This window comes from Dyadobacter sp. AC419 (assembly GCF_979253085.1).
In genome coordinates this window covers 1-16,344 of sequence record NZ_CEEDCD010000011.1, presented here as the reverse complement: position 1 = coordinate 16,344, position 16,344 = coordinate 1, and the positions used below count along the sequence as shown (strand labels likewise).

Annotated in this window: 26 protein-coding genes and 1 pseudogene; 5 read left to right on the top strand and 22 right to left on the bottom strand. The window is 45.9% G+C overall.

Translation table 11 applies throughout. The features are described from left to right. Position 1: 1 nt before the first annotated feature. Positions 2 to 292 (bottom strand): GNAT family N-acetyltransferase, encoded by a 291-nt coding sequence (locus tag AC0IYG_RS04710; RefSeq protein WP_471709890.1) that lies wholly within the window; start codon positions 290 to 292, stop codon positions 2 to 4. A 146-nt stretch (positions 293 to 438) separates the two neighbouring features. On the opposite strand from AC0IYG_RS04710, the gene AC0IYG_RS04705 reads away from it, so the two are divergent. The 3 genes from AC0IYG_RS04705 (at position 439) to AC0IYG_RS04695 (ending at position 1,988) form a co-directional block, all read left to right on the top strand. After that, entirely contained in the window at positions 439 to 957 is a 519-nt protein-coding gene (locus AC0IYG_RS04705; RefSeq protein ID WP_471709889.1) for a phosphotransferase enzyme family protein, read from the top strand. Between the two features lie 4 nt (positions 958 to 961). Continuing rightward, the gene (locus AC0IYG_RS04700) at positions 962 to 1,444 is read left to right on the top strand and encodes a phosphotransferase (RefSeq protein ID WP_471709888.1); all 483 of its coding nucleotides are present in this window, start codon (positions 962 to 964) and stop codon (positions 1,442 to 1,444) included. Between the two features lie 76 nt (positions 1,445 to 1,520). After that, positions 1,521 to 1,988 carry a hypothetical protein gene (locus AC0IYG_RS04695; protein ID WP_471709887.1) on the top strand — a complete coding sequence of 156 codons (468 nt, stop codon included), beginning with the start codon at positions 1,521 to 1,523 and terminating at the stop codon, positions 1,986 to 1,988. Position 1,989: 1 nt separating this feature from the next. Here the strand turns inward: AC0IYG_RS04695 and AC0IYG_RS04690 are convergent, their stop codons facing one another. Both AC0IYG_RS04690 and AC0IYG_RS04685 read right to left on the bottom strand, forming a co-directional pair. Beyond that, on the bottom strand, positions 1,990 to 2,388 hold the full coding sequence (locus tag AC0IYG_RS04690) for a TIM barrel protein (protein ID WP_471709886.1): 399 nt from the start codon (positions 2,386 to 2,388) through the stop codon (positions 1,990 to 1,992). After that, the gene (locus AC0IYG_RS04685; RefSeq protein ID WP_471709884.1) at positions 2,367 to 2,903 is read right to left on the bottom strand and encodes a sugar phosphate isomerase/epimerase family protein; all 537 of its coding nucleotides are present in this window, start codon (positions 2,901 to 2,903) and stop codon (positions 2,367 to 2,369) included. The genes AC0IYG_RS04690 and AC0IYG_RS04685 overlap by 22 nt, the downstream gene beginning before the upstream one ends. Positions 2,904 to 3,013: 110 nt before the next feature. Here AC0IYG_RS04685 and AC0IYG_RS04680 point away from each other — a divergent pair, with 110 nt between their 5' ends. Next, entirely contained in the window at positions 3,014 to 3,508 is a 495-nt protein-coding gene (locus AC0IYG_RS04680; RefSeq protein ID WP_471709883.1) for a VOC family protein, read from the top strand. 1 nt (position 3,509) lies between these two features. On the opposite strand, the gene AC0IYG_RS04675 is transcribed toward AC0IYG_RS04680, so the two are convergent. From AC0IYG_RS04675 to AC0IYG_RS04590, 18 genes and pseudogenes are all read right to left on the bottom strand, one after another. Continuing rightward, positions 3,510 to 4,649: a glycoside hydrolase family 5 protein gene (locus tag AC0IYG_RS04675; protein ID WP_471709882.1), complete on the bottom strand. Its 1,140-nt coding sequence runs from the start codon at positions 4,647 to 4,649 to the stop codon at positions 3,510 to 3,512. An 81-nt stretch (positions 4,650 to 4,730) separates the two neighbouring features. Then, the gene (locus AC0IYG_RS04670; protein WP_471709881.1) at positions 4,731 to 6,605 is read right to left on the bottom strand and encodes a M56 family metallopeptidase; all 1,875 of its coding nucleotides are present in this window, start codon (positions 6,603 to 6,605) and stop codon (positions 4,731 to 4,733) included. A 24-nt stretch (positions 6,606 to 6,629) separates the two neighbouring features. Beyond that, entirely contained in the window at positions 6,630 to 6,947 is a 318-nt protein-coding gene (locus tag AC0IYG_RS04665) for a BlaI/MecI/CopY family transcriptional regulator (RefSeq protein WP_471709880.1), read from the bottom strand. Positions 6,948 to 7,181: 234 nt separating this feature from the next. After that, a complete protein-coding gene (locus AC0IYG_RS04660) occupies positions 7,182 to 8,123 on the bottom strand; it encodes a PepSY-associated TM helix domain-containing protein (RefSeq protein ID WP_471709879.1) in 942 nt (313 codons plus the stop codon). Continuing rightward, on the bottom strand, positions 8,095 to 8,442 hold the full coding sequence (locus tag AC0IYG_RS04655; RefSeq protein WP_471709878.1) for a PepSY domain-containing protein: 348 nt from the start codon (positions 8,440 to 8,442) through the stop codon (positions 8,095 to 8,097). The genes AC0IYG_RS04660 and AC0IYG_RS04655 overlap by 29 nt, the downstream gene beginning before the upstream one ends. Before the next feature lie 335 nt (positions 8,443 to 8,777). Continuing rightward, positions 8,778 to 8,966, bottom strand: coding sequence for a hypothetical protein (locus tag AC0IYG_RS04650; RefSeq protein ID WP_471709877.1), 189 nt, complete (start codon positions 8,964 to 8,966; stop codon positions 8,778 to 8,780). 112 nt (positions 8,967 to 9,078) lie between these two features. Then, positions 9,079 to 9,381: a hypothetical protein gene (locus AC0IYG_RS04645; protein ID WP_471709876.1), complete on the bottom strand. Its 303-nt coding sequence runs from the start codon at positions 9,379 to 9,381 to the stop codon at positions 9,079 to 9,081. A gap of 74 nt (positions 9,382 to 9,455) precedes the next feature. Next, positions 9,456 to 9,677: a twin-arginine translocation signal domain-containing protein gene (locus AC0IYG_RS04640; protein ID WP_471709875.1), complete on the bottom strand. Its 222-nt coding sequence runs from the start codon at positions 9,675 to 9,677 to the stop codon at positions 9,456 to 9,458. 170 nt (positions 9,678 to 9,847) lie between these two features. Further along, positions 9,848 to 10,207, bottom strand: a complete 360-nt coding sequence (locus AC0IYG_RS04635; protein ID WP_471709874.1) for a TlpA disulfide reductase family protein — start codon at positions 10,205 to 10,207, stop codon at positions 9,848 to 9,850. Between the two features lie 49 nt (positions 10,208 to 10,256). Continuing rightward, positions 10,257 to 10,841 (bottom strand): redoxin domain-containing protein, encoded by a 585-nt coding sequence (locus AC0IYG_RS04630; RefSeq protein ID WP_471709873.1) that lies wholly within the window; start codon positions 10,839 to 10,841, stop codon positions 10,257 to 10,259. Between the two features lie 78 nt (positions 10,842 to 10,919). Continuing rightward, the gene (locus AC0IYG_RS04625; protein WP_471709872.1) at positions 10,920 to 11,168 is read right to left on the bottom strand and encodes a hypothetical protein; all 249 of its coding nucleotides are present in this window, start codon (positions 11,166 to 11,168) and stop codon (positions 10,920 to 10,922) included. Continuing rightward, complete coding sequence (locus AC0IYG_RS04620) at positions 11,156 to 11,320, bottom strand: hypothetical protein (protein ID WP_471709871.1); 165 nt, start codon at positions 11,318 to 11,320, stop codon at positions 11,156 to 11,158. The genes AC0IYG_RS04625 and AC0IYG_RS04620 overlap by 13 nt, the downstream gene beginning before the upstream one ends. Continuing rightward, on the bottom strand, positions 11,317 to 11,985 hold the full coding sequence (locus tag AC0IYG_RS04615) for a hypothetical protein (RefSeq protein ID WP_471709869.1): 669 nt from the start codon (positions 11,983 to 11,985) through the stop codon (positions 11,317 to 11,319). The genes AC0IYG_RS04620 and AC0IYG_RS04615 overlap by 4 nt, the downstream gene beginning before the upstream one ends. After that, positions 11,880 to 12,260, bottom strand: a complete 381-nt coding sequence (locus AC0IYG_RS04610; RefSeq protein ID WP_471709868.1) for a hypothetical protein — start codon at positions 12,258 to 12,260, stop codon at positions 11,880 to 11,882. The genes AC0IYG_RS04615 and AC0IYG_RS04610 overlap by 106 nt, the downstream gene beginning before the upstream one ends. A gap of 45 nt (positions 12,261 to 12,305) precedes the next feature. Further along, entirely contained in the window at positions 12,306 to 12,434 is a 129-nt protein-coding gene (locus tag AC0IYG_RS04605; protein WP_471709867.1) for a hypothetical protein, read from the bottom strand. Between the two features lie 81 nt (positions 12,435 to 12,515). Beyond that, positions 12,516 to 13,058, bottom strand: a complete 543-nt coding sequence (locus AC0IYG_RS04600) for a hypothetical protein (protein WP_471709866.1) — start codon at positions 13,056 to 13,058, stop codon at positions 12,516 to 12,518. A gap of 202 nt (positions 13,059 to 13,260) precedes the next feature. Then, positions 13,261 to 13,902: a PVC-type heme-binding CxxCH protein gene (locus tag AC0IYG_RS04595; protein WP_471709977.1), complete on the bottom strand. Its 642-nt coding sequence runs from the start codon at positions 13,900 to 13,902 to the stop codon at positions 13,261 to 13,263. Between the two features lie 9 nt (positions 13,903 to 13,911). Further along, positions 13,912 to 14,507, bottom strand: a pseudogene (locus tag AC0IYG_RS04590) (DUF6807 family protein); the annotation flags it as partial. A 379-nt stretch (positions 14,508 to 14,886) separates the two neighbouring features. Between AC0IYG_RS04590 and AC0IYG_RS04585 the strand changes: the two are divergent. Beyond that, a complete protein-coding gene (locus tag AC0IYG_RS04585; protein WP_471709865.1) occupies positions 14,887 to 15,792 on the top strand; it encodes a hypothetical protein in 906 nt (301 codons plus the stop codon). 86 nt (positions 15,793 to 15,878) lie between these two features. On the opposite strand, the gene AC0IYG_RS04580 is transcribed toward AC0IYG_RS04585, so the two are convergent. After that, complete coding sequence (locus AC0IYG_RS04580; protein ID WP_471709864.1) at positions 15,879 to 16,136, bottom strand: hypothetical protein; 258 nt, start codon at positions 16,134 to 16,136, stop codon at positions 15,879 to 15,881. Between the last annotated feature and the right edge of the window lie 208 nt (positions 16,137 to 16,344).

Genomic DNA, 16,344 nt, shown 5'->3' with positions numbered 1-16,344 from the left:
GTTATTTACGCCAAACATCCGCATAATCGTCCGGATGCCTTTTGAACTGCACATGCACATATTCGCAGAGCGGCACCACTTGCAGATTGTTGCTTCTGGCATAACCAACCATTTCTTCCAGCATTAGTTTGGCCAGGCCTTTGCCCTCCATTTCAGGGTTAACCTCTGTATGATAAACAGTTAACGCAGTTTCGCTGAGCCCGATAACCATTTCCCCAACCTGCTTTCCTTCTTCTTCAATCACAAAAGCGCCTCTTTTACGCTCGTCCAGCTTCAATTTTATTTCACTCATATAAATATTTGAATTACCAAAAGATCATCCTTCTTACCGGCAAATAATTATGCCCCGCATTGACGGACAAATTGACGCATATTCAAGTAAAAAGCAAATTAAGTTACAATGAATATCTAATTTCGCAGTTCACAGTAAATCTTCCCATGTCGCATTTCCCCGTCACCAGCTCGAACCTGTCCACGGTTCACCTCGCTATTTTTTTGCAGGAAAAATATTTTCCCAACAAAGAAGTCACTTGTAAATTGTTAAAAGCGGGCATTAGTCACACATATCTTGTCAATGCATCAGGTGAAAAATACATTTTCCGTTTGTACACGCTTGGCTGGCGCTCGGAGAAAGAAATTCAGGAAGAATTGCGGCTGCTAACGCATTTACAAGCCAACGGAATTCCTGTTTCTTATCCCATTCCTGATGCTGCTCAACATTATATTCAGACATTAAGCGCGCCGGAAGGCGAGCGTTTCGGCGGCATGTTTACGTTCGCGACTGGTGAAAAACAGCTGAACTTTTCTCCTGATCTGCATCGCGAAATTGGCGTCATGATGGCGCGCATGCATGTCCTGACGCAGGATTTTCATCTTGACCGTGTTACCTATACGAAACAGGAGATCCTGATTGATTCGCTAACGGAAATCGAAAGAATTCCTTCCAGCGGACAGTGAAGAAATGGCTTTTATGCGCAATGCACAGCGACATTTGATAGCAACATTCGACAACGCCGACGAGACCCAATTAAGAAAAGGAGCCGTGCATCTTGACATTTGGTTTGACAATATGGTGATCGGGAAGAATAACGAGGCGACGCTTTTCGACTTTGATTTTTGTGGAAACGGATGGCTTTGCCTCGACCTGGCTTATTATATTCTGCAAGTGCACAGCGTTGAGAAGGATCCTGACGAATGTGCATTAAAAGTCAGCAGCTTCCTGGAAGGATATGAATCGGTAACGAAGATTTCAGATGAAGAAAAAAGGCTGATCCCGATGCTCGGAGCGAGTTTGTATTTCTTCTATCTGGGCGTGCAATCGCAGCGTTTCGATAACTTTTCCAATGTGTTTTTCAATGATGTTTACTTGAAACGTTTCATCACCATTTTGGTAAAAAAATACTTTGACAACGCCCTAGCAAAGCAATCCGGACCCGAAATTTAAACATTACACTATAACACGAACACTATGCTGCTTAAAATCTTATTTTCCGGTCCTCTGCCTCACCGGCGTTTATTTTTTGATCAAAAGCATTGGCCGGATCATGCAAGTCTATGCCGGGCCGAAAACGGAATTTCCGGCTATTACAGATGATAACACGATTGAATTTGTCGCGGCTGGCGACTATGAAATTGCTTATAAACGCCGGTCTGTTGCTGGTGCAATTCCAACCGACTGCGAATTCAGGTTGGTAAGAGTTGCTGATCAGCAAGAACTTGCAGTATTTGAAGCCGTTAATATGTTTGGAATGCGCAAAGATATGTCGGGAAACCGCATTGTACCGATTGCCAGGTTACATGTGGACCGGCCCGGAACTTACACGTTGCGCACGAAGCAATCCACTGATTATAAAACAGATGATCGGTTTTTGGTAACTTCCCAAACCGGCGCAAAAGGATTTGCAGCCATATTTGCGATCATCCTTTCAGCTATCGCAACCATTGCCGGGCTGGTGCTGAGCATTCTGGCTTTTATGAACAAGCTTTAACTCAGACGCCTTCCGTAACCTTCTTCATTTTAGCCAGGCCGGTTTTGGCAACCAATAGTGCATCCTGTGCATAATATTCTTTGTTAAAAACCTCAAAGGAGAGGATTACAGGTCGATCCGGGTTTTTTAATGACTTCAAAAGATCTTTTAATGGAGCCACACCGTCTCCTGCATAAACGCGGTCTGCATCGGTGATCGTTTCGCGGGGCGGCGTTGCCGGGTAATCGTTGATGTGGAAAATTTCAACCAACGGCTTGCCAACATCTTTCACGGCATCCATTCCCGATCCGCCTTTGTGCAAATGATAAACATCCATCAGCAACCGCGCAGAAGGGTGCCCTGATTCCACTGCAACATATAATATCTCTCCTACCCGGCTCAGATTTTCGAAAAACCCCATAATTCGAGATGCGGCACAACGCCGGTTTTGTCTCCCAATTCAAGAATAGTCCGATAACGCTCAGCGACTTTTGCCAGATCCAATGACGCACCCGTTGTAGCTCCCATGGGCGGAGCGGCAATGCGCGGACAGCCAATTTGTGCCAATTGGTCCATTTCCACTTTCAGCTGCTCCAATGCTTTCGATCGTGCGGATTCATCGTCTACAATCCACGTGGCGAACCCAATCGCGTCCTCCACTTTAATACCCAGATCATCAATGATTTTCTTGGCATCTTTTATAGATCCGCCTTCTTTAAGATAATCCTGCAATGTGTTGATCCAGATTTCCACTGATCCGAAACCTGCTTTTGCAGCCACTTCCAGCTCCTTCCTAAACCCTAACTTATGGCCACGCAACGTGCTCATATTTAATGAATAAATAAAGGGTTGCGCTTTGCTTTTAACTGCTTCTTCGGGTAAAATGCCTGCACCGGAAACGGCCAGGATGGAGGACAATGCTGTTCGGCGGTTCATCAAAAAAGGATAGCTGATTATAGACTGATTTCTTGGTAAAGGCCTTTGGGGGAATTATTTACCGCAACTTGATGTAAATTGATTGGCAAAATCAACCATAACCCCCTCCTATGGAAACCTCAGATTATAAAATTCCCGCATTGACGAGCATTGGACATGTTCACCTCAAAGTTTCCAATCTGGAACGCGCACTTGACTTCTATTGCGGTTTGCTTGGATTTGAAATGATGGCCAGATATGGCGCACAGGCAGCATTTATTTCTGCCGGCGGATATCACCATCACATCGGCCTCAACACCTGGTATAGCGAGGGAGCTCCGGCTGCTCCGCAACGGGGCGTCGGCCTGTTTCATACTGCCATCCTTTATCCGACCAGAAAAGACCTGGCAACAATTTTCAACCGGCTCCAACTGGCCGGTTATCCGTTATCCGGCGCAAGCGATCATGGCGTTTCAGAAGCATTATATCTCAATGATCCGGACAATAACGGCGTCGAATTGTATTGGGACCGGCCCAGGGAATCCTGGAATTTCCTGGAAGATGGAACCGTTGAAATGTACACCAAGAGCCTCAACCTGAACGGATTACTTGCTGAACTAAAATAATTTAGTATTTCATCATAAGCGTCAGCAGCTTTCTATCGAGCTTGTGCCCGTGCCAATCTTCATAGGCAACATCGTCACGGCGGGAATCCAGCACACCAAAGTCGCCGGCGAATTCCCAAAGTGAGAAGCCGATTCCATTAGAAGAAAGGATGTCGAGCACGTCGCCGAACCATGCCAGGAAAACGTCGTGCGGGGTTTTGTTCCAGCAGCCGCATTCACCGCAATGCACGCCTACGCCTTTGCCTACGAGGTCAATCCAGGGTTTATAAAATTTTTCGAGCATCGCACGGCTGAGATATTGGTTGCCGACTTGTCCAGGCCATTTCGGTTCGGGAAGATTTTCGGGATCCTTATTCGCCCACGGCGCTTTGTAATGGGAAATAACGCCCGGATGATAACCGCGGCAGCTTTGCGCAATGTCCAGATCAGCCAGTTCCGGTATGACAGAAGTTCCCACATCGTTGCCGTCTGCAATGATCAAGTGCATTGGATTCTCTTTCCTGATCGCTTCTGAGGCGGCAAGCGCAAGTTTGCGGTAACTTTCGCCCGGCACAGAAGTCCTTTTCGAATGCTGATCATTCATATCCTCACGCATACTGGGCTCATTGAGGAGATCAAAACTAATCTGCTTGGAAGAAACAGTCTTATATCGCTTCGCCCACATGTTCCAGTGGAAGCAAAATGCATCCAATGCTTTTTGATCCGTCCAAAGATTATAAGGTTCGTTGAAGCCTGCATTGACACAATATCCAGGTGCACGGTGCAAGTTGAGGCTTACGTGCATATTGTGCTTATGCGCCAGCGAGACCAGGTTATCAATGCGATCAACAGCCTGCTGGTCAACCTGATAGACTTCTTCGGGAGTAATATTTTTGCTCCGGTCAAATTTAAGATACATTGGATAAGCCATCGGAATTCTGACAAAATCAAAACCCCAATCGCTCATCCATTTAAGCTGTTCTTCGGTCGTTGGTTTTCTGCTGGAATTCGGATCAGGGGAAAAGAAATCAAGCAAATTGAAGCCTTTCCATTTTGGAAGCTTGTTCTTAGCACTCTGATTTTTAAAAGAAAAACCTGATGAAACTGCTGCGCCTGCCGCAACGGCCACGGCTGTATTTTTTATAAAGGTCCTGCGATGCATCGTAAAACACGTTCGTTGATATTTTTATAAAATACAACGCAGCGTTTGTTTTACTTGTCTTTTCGCGAGTAACGCGCTATCCTACTTTTTATAATGTATTCCTGTAGAGGAGCTTGACTTACTGCCATAGTTGTACAGCATTTCGAAGTTTTTGCCGTTCATATATTTTTCTTTCAACTTCTTATGCAGTGATTCCGGTTGCTTCTCACCGTTAACTGTGAGTTCGTTCTCATTGAATTTGTAAGAAAGATCAGTCCTGCTCTTGATCACCCCTGCATCTTTGAGGTCATCAATAATGTCATCCTGCATGCCTTCGAATCGTTCTTTGTCCTTATCAGCATTAATGCGATGCTGCTCCGCTTCTACCCGTGCTATGTCGGCCTGCTTGCGTTGCTGATCTGCATAAACACGCATTTCATCAGCCTTCGCGCGCTGCTCGTCGGCATGTTTGCGCATTACATCTGCTTCGGCGCGATGCTTTTCTGATTCCTTTCTGTGGACTTCTGCTTTTTCGTGCTCTTCTTCAATCTTTTCCAGGACCTTGTCAATTTCATCCTGATAGGTTGAAAACTGCTCTTTCGAAATCTCTTTTCCGTCGATCATGAGGGTGGTAATCTTGTCTTTGATCTTAACTATATCATAATGTTTACCGTCGACACTAATGCTGTAAGTGCTTATACCGCTGCTTGTTACGTTGATCTGAGAATTCGAATTATAGTCCGTGTTGATGGATATGTTTTCATTCACCTCCACGTCCGCATTCGTGTTGACTTCAACCGTTTGATCTTTTCTCTTCTTTGGCAATGTATCCTCTTGTACAATCGAAATCGGCTCTTTTGGGATGGCGGATGTCATTGGCGGCGCGGATTTTGGAGCGGCTTGCACAACATCAATGCGGGCAGGTTGGGAAGCGTCTTGCGGGATTGCGGCTGAAAGTGCTAGGGCGGCAACTAAACTGAATGTGACAAATAATTTTTCCATGGCGTTTAAAGGTTTATTGTTGCTATAAATAATTCGTTTGATCCTGTCCAGCAGATGATTACGTTTCTTTGTAAAGGTCATTTCAAATGCGGCACCCTTTACATTATACTCCTGAAAAGAAACAAGTGCGTGCACAAATGATGTCTTATTTTCCATCACTGCAATCGCCAGATCGTCGCAGCAATGCTCTCTTTCTTCTTTGATCAACTGAGATAGCCAGAGCAATGCGGGATTGAAAAAGAAGATGTTTTCACAAAAGATCTGGATCAGATTCACCAAATAATCACGTCGTTTGATATGCGCCAGCTCATGAAGCAAAATGGCCTCAATCTGCGTTTCAGGAAAATTTGTAAATATGCCAAAAGGGATGATTACCAACGGCTTAAAAATACCAATAACCATAGGAACAGCCACATTTTCAGATTCAATGACCTGAATCAACTGACTGATCTTCATCTTCTCAGCAAGCACATTAAACCTGCTTTTCCAGCTTGCACGCAGCGGATGCACATTCCGCGTTTTGATCTTATGGATGTAAAGCATTCCCGCCGTCGCCTGGAAAGATTTCAGCATAAAAATCAAAAACCAGATCGCCACAATGAGCTGCGCATTTTGGCTGCAAAAATCAATGATAAGACTGCTCCATGAACTGGTTCCAGAAATGTTGGTCAGATTAACAGCATGCAAACCTCCGTTGCCAGCGCTCCAACTGACAGCAGTTACATTTATCGCTTCACTTTTGGGAATTCCCTCATTAGCAGGCAGCAACGTGACAAAAGTGTAAAAGGCAGCAGCAAAAAAAGTGAACATTAATGCTGCGAGCAAGTTGTATCGAATGGCCGGTTTTGCTTTTCTGGTAAGCATCAGGACCATGCCCGCCAGAATGGCAACGATAAAGCCCTGCCAGATGGAATGGAGCAGCGTCAGGCAAACCGCCTGCAACAGTTTTTGGATATGCGGTTCATTAATATTCATGGCTAACGGATTGATGATCAGGTGTTATTGATCCAGTTTTTTCAAAAAATCTTTGATCTCATTTAATTCCTCCTGCGACGTGTTTTTATTGCCAAAAAGCTGCATAACCAGGTTTGACGCTGAGCCTTTGTACATCGAGTCCACGAACTTCGAAAGCAGCGCGTTTTTGGTTTTATCCTCCGATTCCGCCGGGCTATATACGTGCTTCATACTGCTTTCGTCACGGATCACAATGCCCTTTTCAGCCATGATCTGCATGAGTTTTAATGTTGATGAATATTGCACTGCGCGCTTTTCTTCATTAAGCTTATCATTCACAAACCTGACCGTCAGACGGACCATGCTCCCAAAGCACTTGTAATATTTCTAATTCTGATTTTGTAGGCTCCATTTTAATCTAATTGAATCAATGCGATAAAGGTAGGAAAAATTTGGTACGAACAAATTTTTACCTAAATATTTTTCAACCACTTAGTAATGACAAGCAAACTGCATCATAAAGGGCACAAAAAAATCCGGAGCGCTGCTTTGCCCCGGATTGATCATTTCAATAAATTATTTCAGGCAGGCTGATTATTAGGCTTGTGTTTTCTCCGAACAGAAATGCCGCGCTCCTGCGCTGGAAACCGCTTGCCGCGTTGCTTTTCCTTTCGCGCTCTTGCCTTTGTTTAACCAGATACAAAAACCGGTTACCGGCAAGCTCGTTGCAATTAATGCGGCAATGAAATAAATGATCTTTGAAAATGTACCAAAAAGCTCGCCCGTGTGAATGAATTTGACGGATGCTACGATCTTTTCACCCGTCGTTTTATCCGCATAGCGATCCAATTTGAGCACTTTACCCGAATATTGATCCAATGTAACCCGGTCCACAGCGGCCGACGTCATGAAGCCGGAAGCTGCTTTTTGAACAGCAATGCTGCCTATGGAATCTTTCGGCAATGCAAGCTTGACGGTGCCGCTGTAAGGATAAAGTTTGTCCACATTGGCCACGATCGCATTCAGATCCATTGGCTGTTGTGAAGCCGATAATGTGGATTCCAATGTATTGTTTTTGTTAAGAGGCACTGTTCCCAATGCGCCGCTAAAATTCTTTTTATACCAGTCAAAAGCGAAATACGGTCCTGTAATCGCCATAATGGTCACAAAAACAAAGGCATAGAAACCAAGCGCTTTGTGCATATCAAAGTTGATTCGCTTCCAGTTTCCATCGGTTTTAATTTTAAGACCTTGCTTCCAGATGTGACTGTTTTTGAAGCTTTTGATCTTCGCAGGAAACCATAATATCAATCCTGACAATGTTAAAAACAGCATCATAAATGCAGCGGTGCCCGTTATTGCGCCACCTAAATCGTGTTCCATCAACAACCAGCGGTGCATTTGGAGCACAGTTGCAAAAAACTCCGTCGCAGGCGTTTTGGCATCGCCCTGAATGTTGCCTGTGTATGGATCAACGAGATAGCTCGTGGTTTTTTCCTTAATTTTGGGCTTACCCGCATTTGGACCCTCTTTTTTCAATTTCAGGCTTTGCTTCCTTATCAATTGTACTGAGCCCGAAAGTCCAGGCTTCATCCGCGTATTGGGCGATTTGAATGTTCGAGATCCTGCCTTCCTTACCCGCCTGAACGCGTTTTGAAAGTTCCGAAAGGGGCAGCGCCTTAGCATTTGCGGGCACATTTACACTAAACTTATCGCTGTCAACCCACTGCGTAATCTCCCTTTGAAACACATACATGGTGCCGGTAAAGCACATGATGAAGAGAATGAGCGCACTGGGTAAGCCAACCCAAAGATGAAGATCATTGATCAGCTTGCGAAAAGTGTAAGTCTGTTTCACAGAATAATGTTTTACAATTAAAGCCGTAGAAGTGGTAACCGGCCTGGTCAGAATGGTTTGTGCTGTGAACTTAGTATATTTTTAATTTAGAATAAATACGGACACACACTTTATTTAGACTTAACCTTAACAATGTGAGAAACAAGCGGATTAATAATGAAAAGTGTTTTCGAAAAGACAAAAAAATGCCGCCTGTCAAAACAGGCGGCAGCACAAAAACTTATTTGGTTAAGCACCTAATGCTTTCCGGGCATACTCGACGCATTTTGCGGTTTCCTTCACTGCATCTGAGCCTGCTGGAATTTCATATTCCAGCTCAATGGTTGCCGGAAACTTTATTTTCTGGCGCGCATCAATTCCAAAGCTGCGGTGATAGGCGTATCGCCTTGTCCCCAAACCACGTTAGCGCCGCCGTTTTCCTTGTTTTTCCGGTCTTTCACGTCATGCTCACAATGTGATCGTGCTTTGTTTCGAATCAATGGGATCGGGTCGAAAACCGGCTGCAACGTAATGTCCCATGTCAAAATTCATCGCATTGTATTTTGATTCGTTTAGAAGCCGTATCCCGCCAGGATTCAGGCGTTTGCTGCGTGTGGCCGTGGTAACCCACCATACACTTTGTTTTTAGCAGCAATGTCACCCAGTCTTTTGGTTTGCGCAGGATCGGTGCGGCTGCTCAATGGTGGCCTGGTTTGCACCTAGCGCTTTCGCCGCCCGAAACGCATAATCCACTTCCTGATCCGTGTTTTTCTCGCCTAATGCAGATGGTTTGAATGCATAAATGCTTACGCCGGCATCATTATACATTTTACGCAGCTGCACGAATTTATCCATCGGCACTTTGGCGCGCCACTCTGCCATTTTTACCAGATGTTCTGCTTGCGCGGCTGTCTGTTCGTCGGTGAGTTCGGGGCGCTTGCCTCCGGTCCAGGGTGGCATTTTTGGTCCTTCCGGTGCGCCCGCAAAATAATTCTCCGGTTGGTCCCATCAATTCAATCGCGCTGATGTTGGCATCAATGCAGTATTTCAAAATGTCCTCTGCGCCGCCCGGCATGCTCCGCCATCAATATGTGATCGCGCCGACCTGCACGCCGTTGAATAGGGAATTGGGTTTGCCCCAGGTTTTTGATATAAGCCGGAAAACCGAAGCCTGCGCGCGGCAAAAGGCCTACGCCAGCGGTTAAAAGTGCGGTTGCACTCAGAAACTGACGTCTTGAAAATTCTTGTTCTGCCATGATTTGTAAAGGTTAATGATCTGGTTATTAGTAATATCTGCCTACATATTTATTTTCGACGACGATCTTTTTCATTTTGTGCGGATCAATGGGGCCTTGCTGCGCATACGCGAATACTTACCTCCGGCTCTACGAGAATTGTGTAAGGCAATGCGCCCTGCCATTGAGGATCAAATCGCTTCAATCATTTTATACTTATCTTCCATATTAAAAATATAATTCTTATTCGATGCGAATTTTCCTTGCAGGAATTTCAATGCCTTTTCTTTCTTATCCGGATTATCGGCGCTGATCGATACAAATTCAAAATCACGCTGGCGATACATGTGGTGCATGGTCATGAAATCAGGAAATTCCGTTACGCACGGACCACACCAGGTTGCCCACACATTGATCAGCCGCAGCTTGTCGGATTTGTTGCTGATCAGCTCTTTCAAACCCACTTCGTCAATGGTTTCCAGCGTTACGGGTTCATTTGCCCAGCCTGCCTTTTCTTTCTGAACACCGTCTTCTTTTGAGATCCATTTCATGGAGCAGCCGCAATCTTTTTGTACGACGGAACGGGAACTGGTTTGTTGGCTAACGATGCTTCAATGGCATTTTTGGCGTCCGTATTTTTCGGAGCGGGACCGTTGGTGACTTCGACATCATCAATGCGGCCGTGATATTGCAATTTGCGCGCTTTGTCAAAAATAAAAATGTGCGGCGTTGCGGACGGGGCCGTAAGCCAATGCAGTTTTTTGATCGTCGCCGTCGAAGAGATAAGGGAAATTTCTGGCAAGCCATATCTTTGGCACGGACCTTCATTTCTTCGTAAGTGTCGCTCAGATCGGTGTAACCGAGCTCGTCCAGGCGAATGGCTTTGGGATCATTGGAAGAAATAGCAATCAGCGCGAAGCCTTTTGCTTTATAATCTGTGGTCAATTTCTTAATCCGGTCCTCGTATGCCTGCGCGGTCGGGCAATGGTTGCACGTAAAAATGATCGCCAAAACGGGCGCTGCGGCAAAGCTTTTCAGCGAATACTTTTTGCCATCGACACCCATTAAGTTGAAATCCGGAGCCGCAGCGCCGATTTTCAATGTCTCAGGCTGTTCGGCTTTGACATGAATGTTTGTTGCAATAGAAACAATAAGCGCAAATAAAATCCTGTAATATGCCCGCATAACGATCTCCTTTTTGATTTGGATTATAATTTAAATCAAAAGCCAGTGCATTACAATAAATTACTGGTATTGTGACATTTATTTGGGCATTTCCACCTGTGCCGTTGTCCTCAGATAAGCCACCAGCTCAGTCACTTCCTTGTCCGACAGTGCTTCCAAAAGGCCGGATGGCATCATCGAAACGGGCGTAACCTCACGCGTTTGAATGTCGGATTTATTGATAGCAACCGCATCCTGCCCCACAATGCGCAATGTAACCTGACGTTCGGTTTCCTTCGCAATGTTGCCTACATACGTGCGCCCATCCCGCGTGGTCACGACCACCATTTTGTAATCGTCCTGGATTTCACCGCTCGGATCAGAATGTTGCCCAGCAGATGATCCAGATTGGCGCGGTTTGAGCCTGTCAATTCCGGACCGATGATGCCACCTTCGCCGTAAAGTTTATGGCAAGGCGCACAAGTCCGTTGGAAAATCATGCGACCCTGGTTGCGGCTCGCTCGGAAACATGCTTATCGGTGAGTAATCCTTTGTATTTTTTATAAGCCTTTTCATCAAATGCGACATGATGGATCGGCCCCCAAACTTCCACGAAACCGCTTCCTACCGCACGTCTGAGCTGGCGCGCAACGTAGGTCGGAATGTCCTTTTTTGGAATCACATTCTTCGAAATTCCCTGCGTAAGCAACCAGCCTGATTTCGGGCGCCGAAGGCTAATCTTCTGAATGGCTTCTGCTTTTTCTGCTGCGTTGAATTTTGGATATTGATCAATCAGCAATTTGCCCAGCGGTTCACTATCGTAGCCTGCCATTGCACGGATTGCGTCTAGTTTAAGCTCCTTGTTATTAAGCAGGTTCGGCAGCTCAGCGACCAACTCAGGTCGTTGTCGGGTGGCTAATCCTTGCAACGCTTTTCGCCGCTGATCAAGTGGGGCATTTGCATCTTTTAATGTCACGAGAAAGTTTTTAGCCGCCTCGGTGTCTCCGAAATGTTGCGAAAGTTCCAGCGCCAGCTTGGCGGCCGGCTGGTTTCCCTGTTTTAAGGCGGCATAAACCGCTTTCCAATTTGCAGGCGTTTTAATGTCGGTTCTGCCTTCGAGCCCGTCGCGCATGCCTTCCATGAGTGCCAAATCGTTCGCAGGCATTTTTCCAATCGCTGCCACAACGGCTTCAATAGCATCCCCGCATCCACCGTCCGGCGCGCAATAAATTGCGTTGCCATCGGGATTTTGCTGCTTCCAGCCATTTCCAAAGCTTTTGCCGGATTGGTTTTGACCAAAGGTTCAATGCCATACCAGATCATTTTAGGAATGTTATGGTCCTCAGCGTCAGTTTGGTGCGCGATCAGATTTTTCGGCAATGCTCCATCGCTGCGCCTGATCGATGCGCTGCATTGCTGACGCCAGATAAAGCCAAACAACGGCAGGGATCGTCCTTGGCAAGCTTTGTAAATTTGGCAATGGCTTCAGTTAGAAGGTTTATTGTTTTCAGACAAAAACTGGATCGCCCAGGCGCGAACATAAATGCCCTTATCGTCCAGCGCTTTTAACAATGTATTTGCATCCAAAGCATTGGTAACCTGTAAGGCCCACATCGCACGAAGCCGGTAATCGGCATTGCTGTTTTTGGCATAAATGTCTGTCAGCTTTGCAAACGCATCTTTTCAGACTGCCCTTTACGGCCCTGTTTTGCAAGATAATTCTCGCCCGCCGCGCATGCCATTCGCTTTTACTGGTTTGCAGTCGGCCAGTTGCAGATCGGACGTTTTACCCAGATCATCATAACGCCCTTTCCAGTTTTCAGCATTTGAAAGCTTCGGCATAATCCTGAAAATCCGGCCCGTTTCCGAGTTCAAAACATCCGATCCGCAAATGTCGGCGTCATGCCAGTCCAGCACATACATGCCGCCTTCCGGCCCGATTTCCATGCTAAAACCAACCCATTGCGCATTATTGGCCATCATAAAATCATCGCCGTGCTTACCGCTGAAACCAGAGCCTTTCGGCGTCAGAATATCCGATAATATGCCGTGCTCATGAATGTTGGCCATGAATATTACCGCGCTCCGATTCCGGAAAAGCATCCAAAGATAAACCCGCGCCCCTCCATGCGCCGAGCGGTGCGTGTGATAGGCGATGGTTTTGATATCATTATGACGTAAGGATTGAAATGCTGTCCACCCTGCCGGTGGTAAATGCCACCCAGAATAACGTGCCACAAATGCGGGATCACGCAAGCCGTCATCAGCAACTGGCCTTTTGCGTCATAATCTATCCCCCAAGGATTGCTAAAACTCGTGTGCTACAACCTCGAAAATGGCTTTCGTAGGATGATAACGCCACACGCCACCATTGATATCGACGCCATTTTCAACTTCAAAATTCTCTGGAAACGGGTCCTTATGCTTGTAAAGCTTGCCCTTAATCCTTCGGCTTCCCGACTTTGGAAGGCGTTGCGAAACCCTGCAAACCATATAACCAGCCATCGGGCCCCCAGTGAAAACTGTTCAGCGTTTCATGCCGGTCGCGAATGCCCCAGCCCGTCAAGCGCACTTCAATGTCGTCCATATCAGCCTTGTCATCACCGTTTTTATCGGGTACAAAAAGCAAATTCGGCGGCGCGCCTACAAAAACGCCATCGAACCCAACGGCAATGGCGGACGGAAATGCAATGCCTTCCATGAAAACCTTCCTGCTGTCGGCAACACCGTCGCCATTCGTATCTTCCAGAATCAGGATACGGCTGTCGCCTGCATTGGAAAAGCCTTTTCCCCGTGACTCGTAATCTTTATTTTCCGCAATCCACATCCGCCCTTTATCGTCCCAGCAAAATGCCATCGGCTGTGTCATCATCGGCTCGGATGCATACGCATTAACCTGAAAGCCCTCCTTAATGGTCATCGCTGCAACGGCTTCCTGTGCGCTGAGGAATTTGGCTTCCCTACCCTCTTTCTGCGCAATGGCCCACAATGCAGCTGTATTATAAGTGCCGTTGTTACCGATGAATTCACCGAATGTTTTGTTCAATTCCACATCATTGAGCTCGCCGGTGTAAATGACCAATTCGTGCTTAATGGTTTCAGCTTCACCTTTTTTAATGTGCCAAGCGGCTTTTCTTGCGCGTGCCGGGCCTGCGCCGAGCTGGCTGTCGACCCGCCAGGTTTGCGGATAACCTTTATTTTGGGATGATCGAAGATGGCAATGTGTGCAAGATTATCCCGGCCTTCCACCTGCATGCCGATATCCACCCACATCGCAGCCTGACCTTCTGCTTTTTCGTTTTTTTGTCGCGCTGCATTGATCACTTCCCCTTTGATGCCTTCTTTCCAGGGCATGCGCACAAATAATCCGCCGTAATCATATTTTCCAATGGTCACATCCGTCTGCGCTTCGCCATTCCATTCCAGATCAAGCAGATATTTCCCATCCTTAAAGCGCATCGACCAATTTTGTGTTTCGGTCAAAACAGCCTTTCCAGTCGAATCAAGCAGATTATAGACCGTTTGCCATTTCACTTCCGTGCCTTTTGCCTCGGTCACTTTTGCAGAAACCCTTTTCCAGTAATCGCCGTCGGGATGGTGAAAATAATCGCGGCCGTTCACGCGCGTGTAACCCCAGTAAATGCCAGTCTGGTGTTTGTGATGGCCCGGGCTGTATTCGGTGAGCACGCCTTTGCCGTCGGGCGCAATGATCGGGTGCAGATATGGCCTGAAATTTGCTTTGGCGTTCTGCACCAAAATCGGCTTTTTATCTGTTCCGCTGAATATACTGATGGTCTCCGCCGCTTCGTTTTGAACGGCAGAAAGTGAAATTTCTGCAACCTGCAATTTTTTCGACTTCTTCGGAAGAATTTCTCAAATTATATCCGAAATTGAGCAGCAGGAAAATGAGGAAAAGTGGCGCTGACCTTACGATTTGCATAGGTTTTACGATCAGATAGTGTTTGGTGAAAGGGCTGAGAATGATTGGAATAAGCACTAATGCTGCCGGAAATACTCTTAACCGCTTCCGGCGGACTATTTTAAACAAGAAAGGATTTGTTTCACAATGGCGCTGATCAAACTAATATTATTGCTGATCATGATTACGGTGATGGACCATCATGGCATCATTTACCGTGGTGTGAAGCAGAAAAAAAATGCGGATTACCAGGGGCGGATTACCGACATTAATCCGCTGATCCTGCATAAGGGCAAACTGAATGGAACCTGGCGGTTTATTGATTTTAGTAAAAAGGATGGCGCTCGTAATCAATATCGCGATTTGTCCAAAGCCGCTGGCAGCATGGACCAGGTGCTGGTGTCCTTTTTTCCCGACAGCACATTCACGCGCATTCATCACACAGGAAAATACGATTTTGGACATTATTCTTATGACGAAGACGAACAATCACTGCTCCTAACAGCAAACAGGAAAACGGAAGAATTAAGGGTGGTTACCGAAACTTCCCCTTCCGGGAAACAGCGGCTGGTTGTCGAATTTATGCCAGGCCTTAACATGTCAGTTGCCCAATACGGGCAGCCCTTAGACAAGTTCCGGGAAGATCCGTTTTCTGTTCAAAATAATATGTGGCGCATCCGCCCGGATACAGCGGAAACGAAGGATCAGATCTTCGACCGGCTGATCAATTACATCGGCCATAATGCTTCCATACTACGGGCGGCTTACATTCGCGAACAAGATTTTATTTCGTGGGAGTTTAGTAAAGGCATTATAAAGGTGTACAATGTCGGAATTGGAATTGTACCAAAGAATGAGGTGCCGCAGGTTTGGATCGACAGCTTCCATTCCAAAGAGGATGCGATGGAATGTTATGCGCTGTTTGAAAATTATCTGCGCAACGGCAAACACATCAAACACAACTCGGGAAACTGGGTGAAAGACGATTATCAAATCCTGGCCGACATCCGCGAAGGCTTGATCAGATGGCAAAAAACGGGCGTCCGAGAATAGGTTATGCACAAAAAAAGAGGGAGAAATAATCTCCCTCTTTTACAATTCATTCTCAATAAAACCTTCTTAGTTAAGGCTGATTTCAATTACTTCGTAGCGCTCTTCAATTGTAGACCTACGATAGCTGCTTTTTGTGATGCACTGTGATTGTTGGTGTCAACCGAATTTTTTGCTTTCTGTGGAGCTGGACTTTCCAAAACTGGAAGTGAAGCTGGAAGCGCTTTGCTTAATCCTGTAACCTTTACTTTTTCTTCAACTGTATATGCAGTAGTATTAGCGTTAGCGTAAGTTGCGAATGTCATGGCCATCAAGGCTGCTACGGACAAGTTTTTTGTATTTTTCATCGTTAATAGTGTTTACGTTTTTTGTTTCGTTTTTGTCTCTAATTCTTGTACAAATATACTACAATATTCTGAATACAAACGTTCTGACAATGTTCTACCAAAATGATGTTTGGTAGAAATGGCTCAAAAATATGATTTCAATATGTCTAACCGAAGCCATTTTTATAGGATAATTTAAAGATTACAATTTCGAATGTTATCTTTTCTT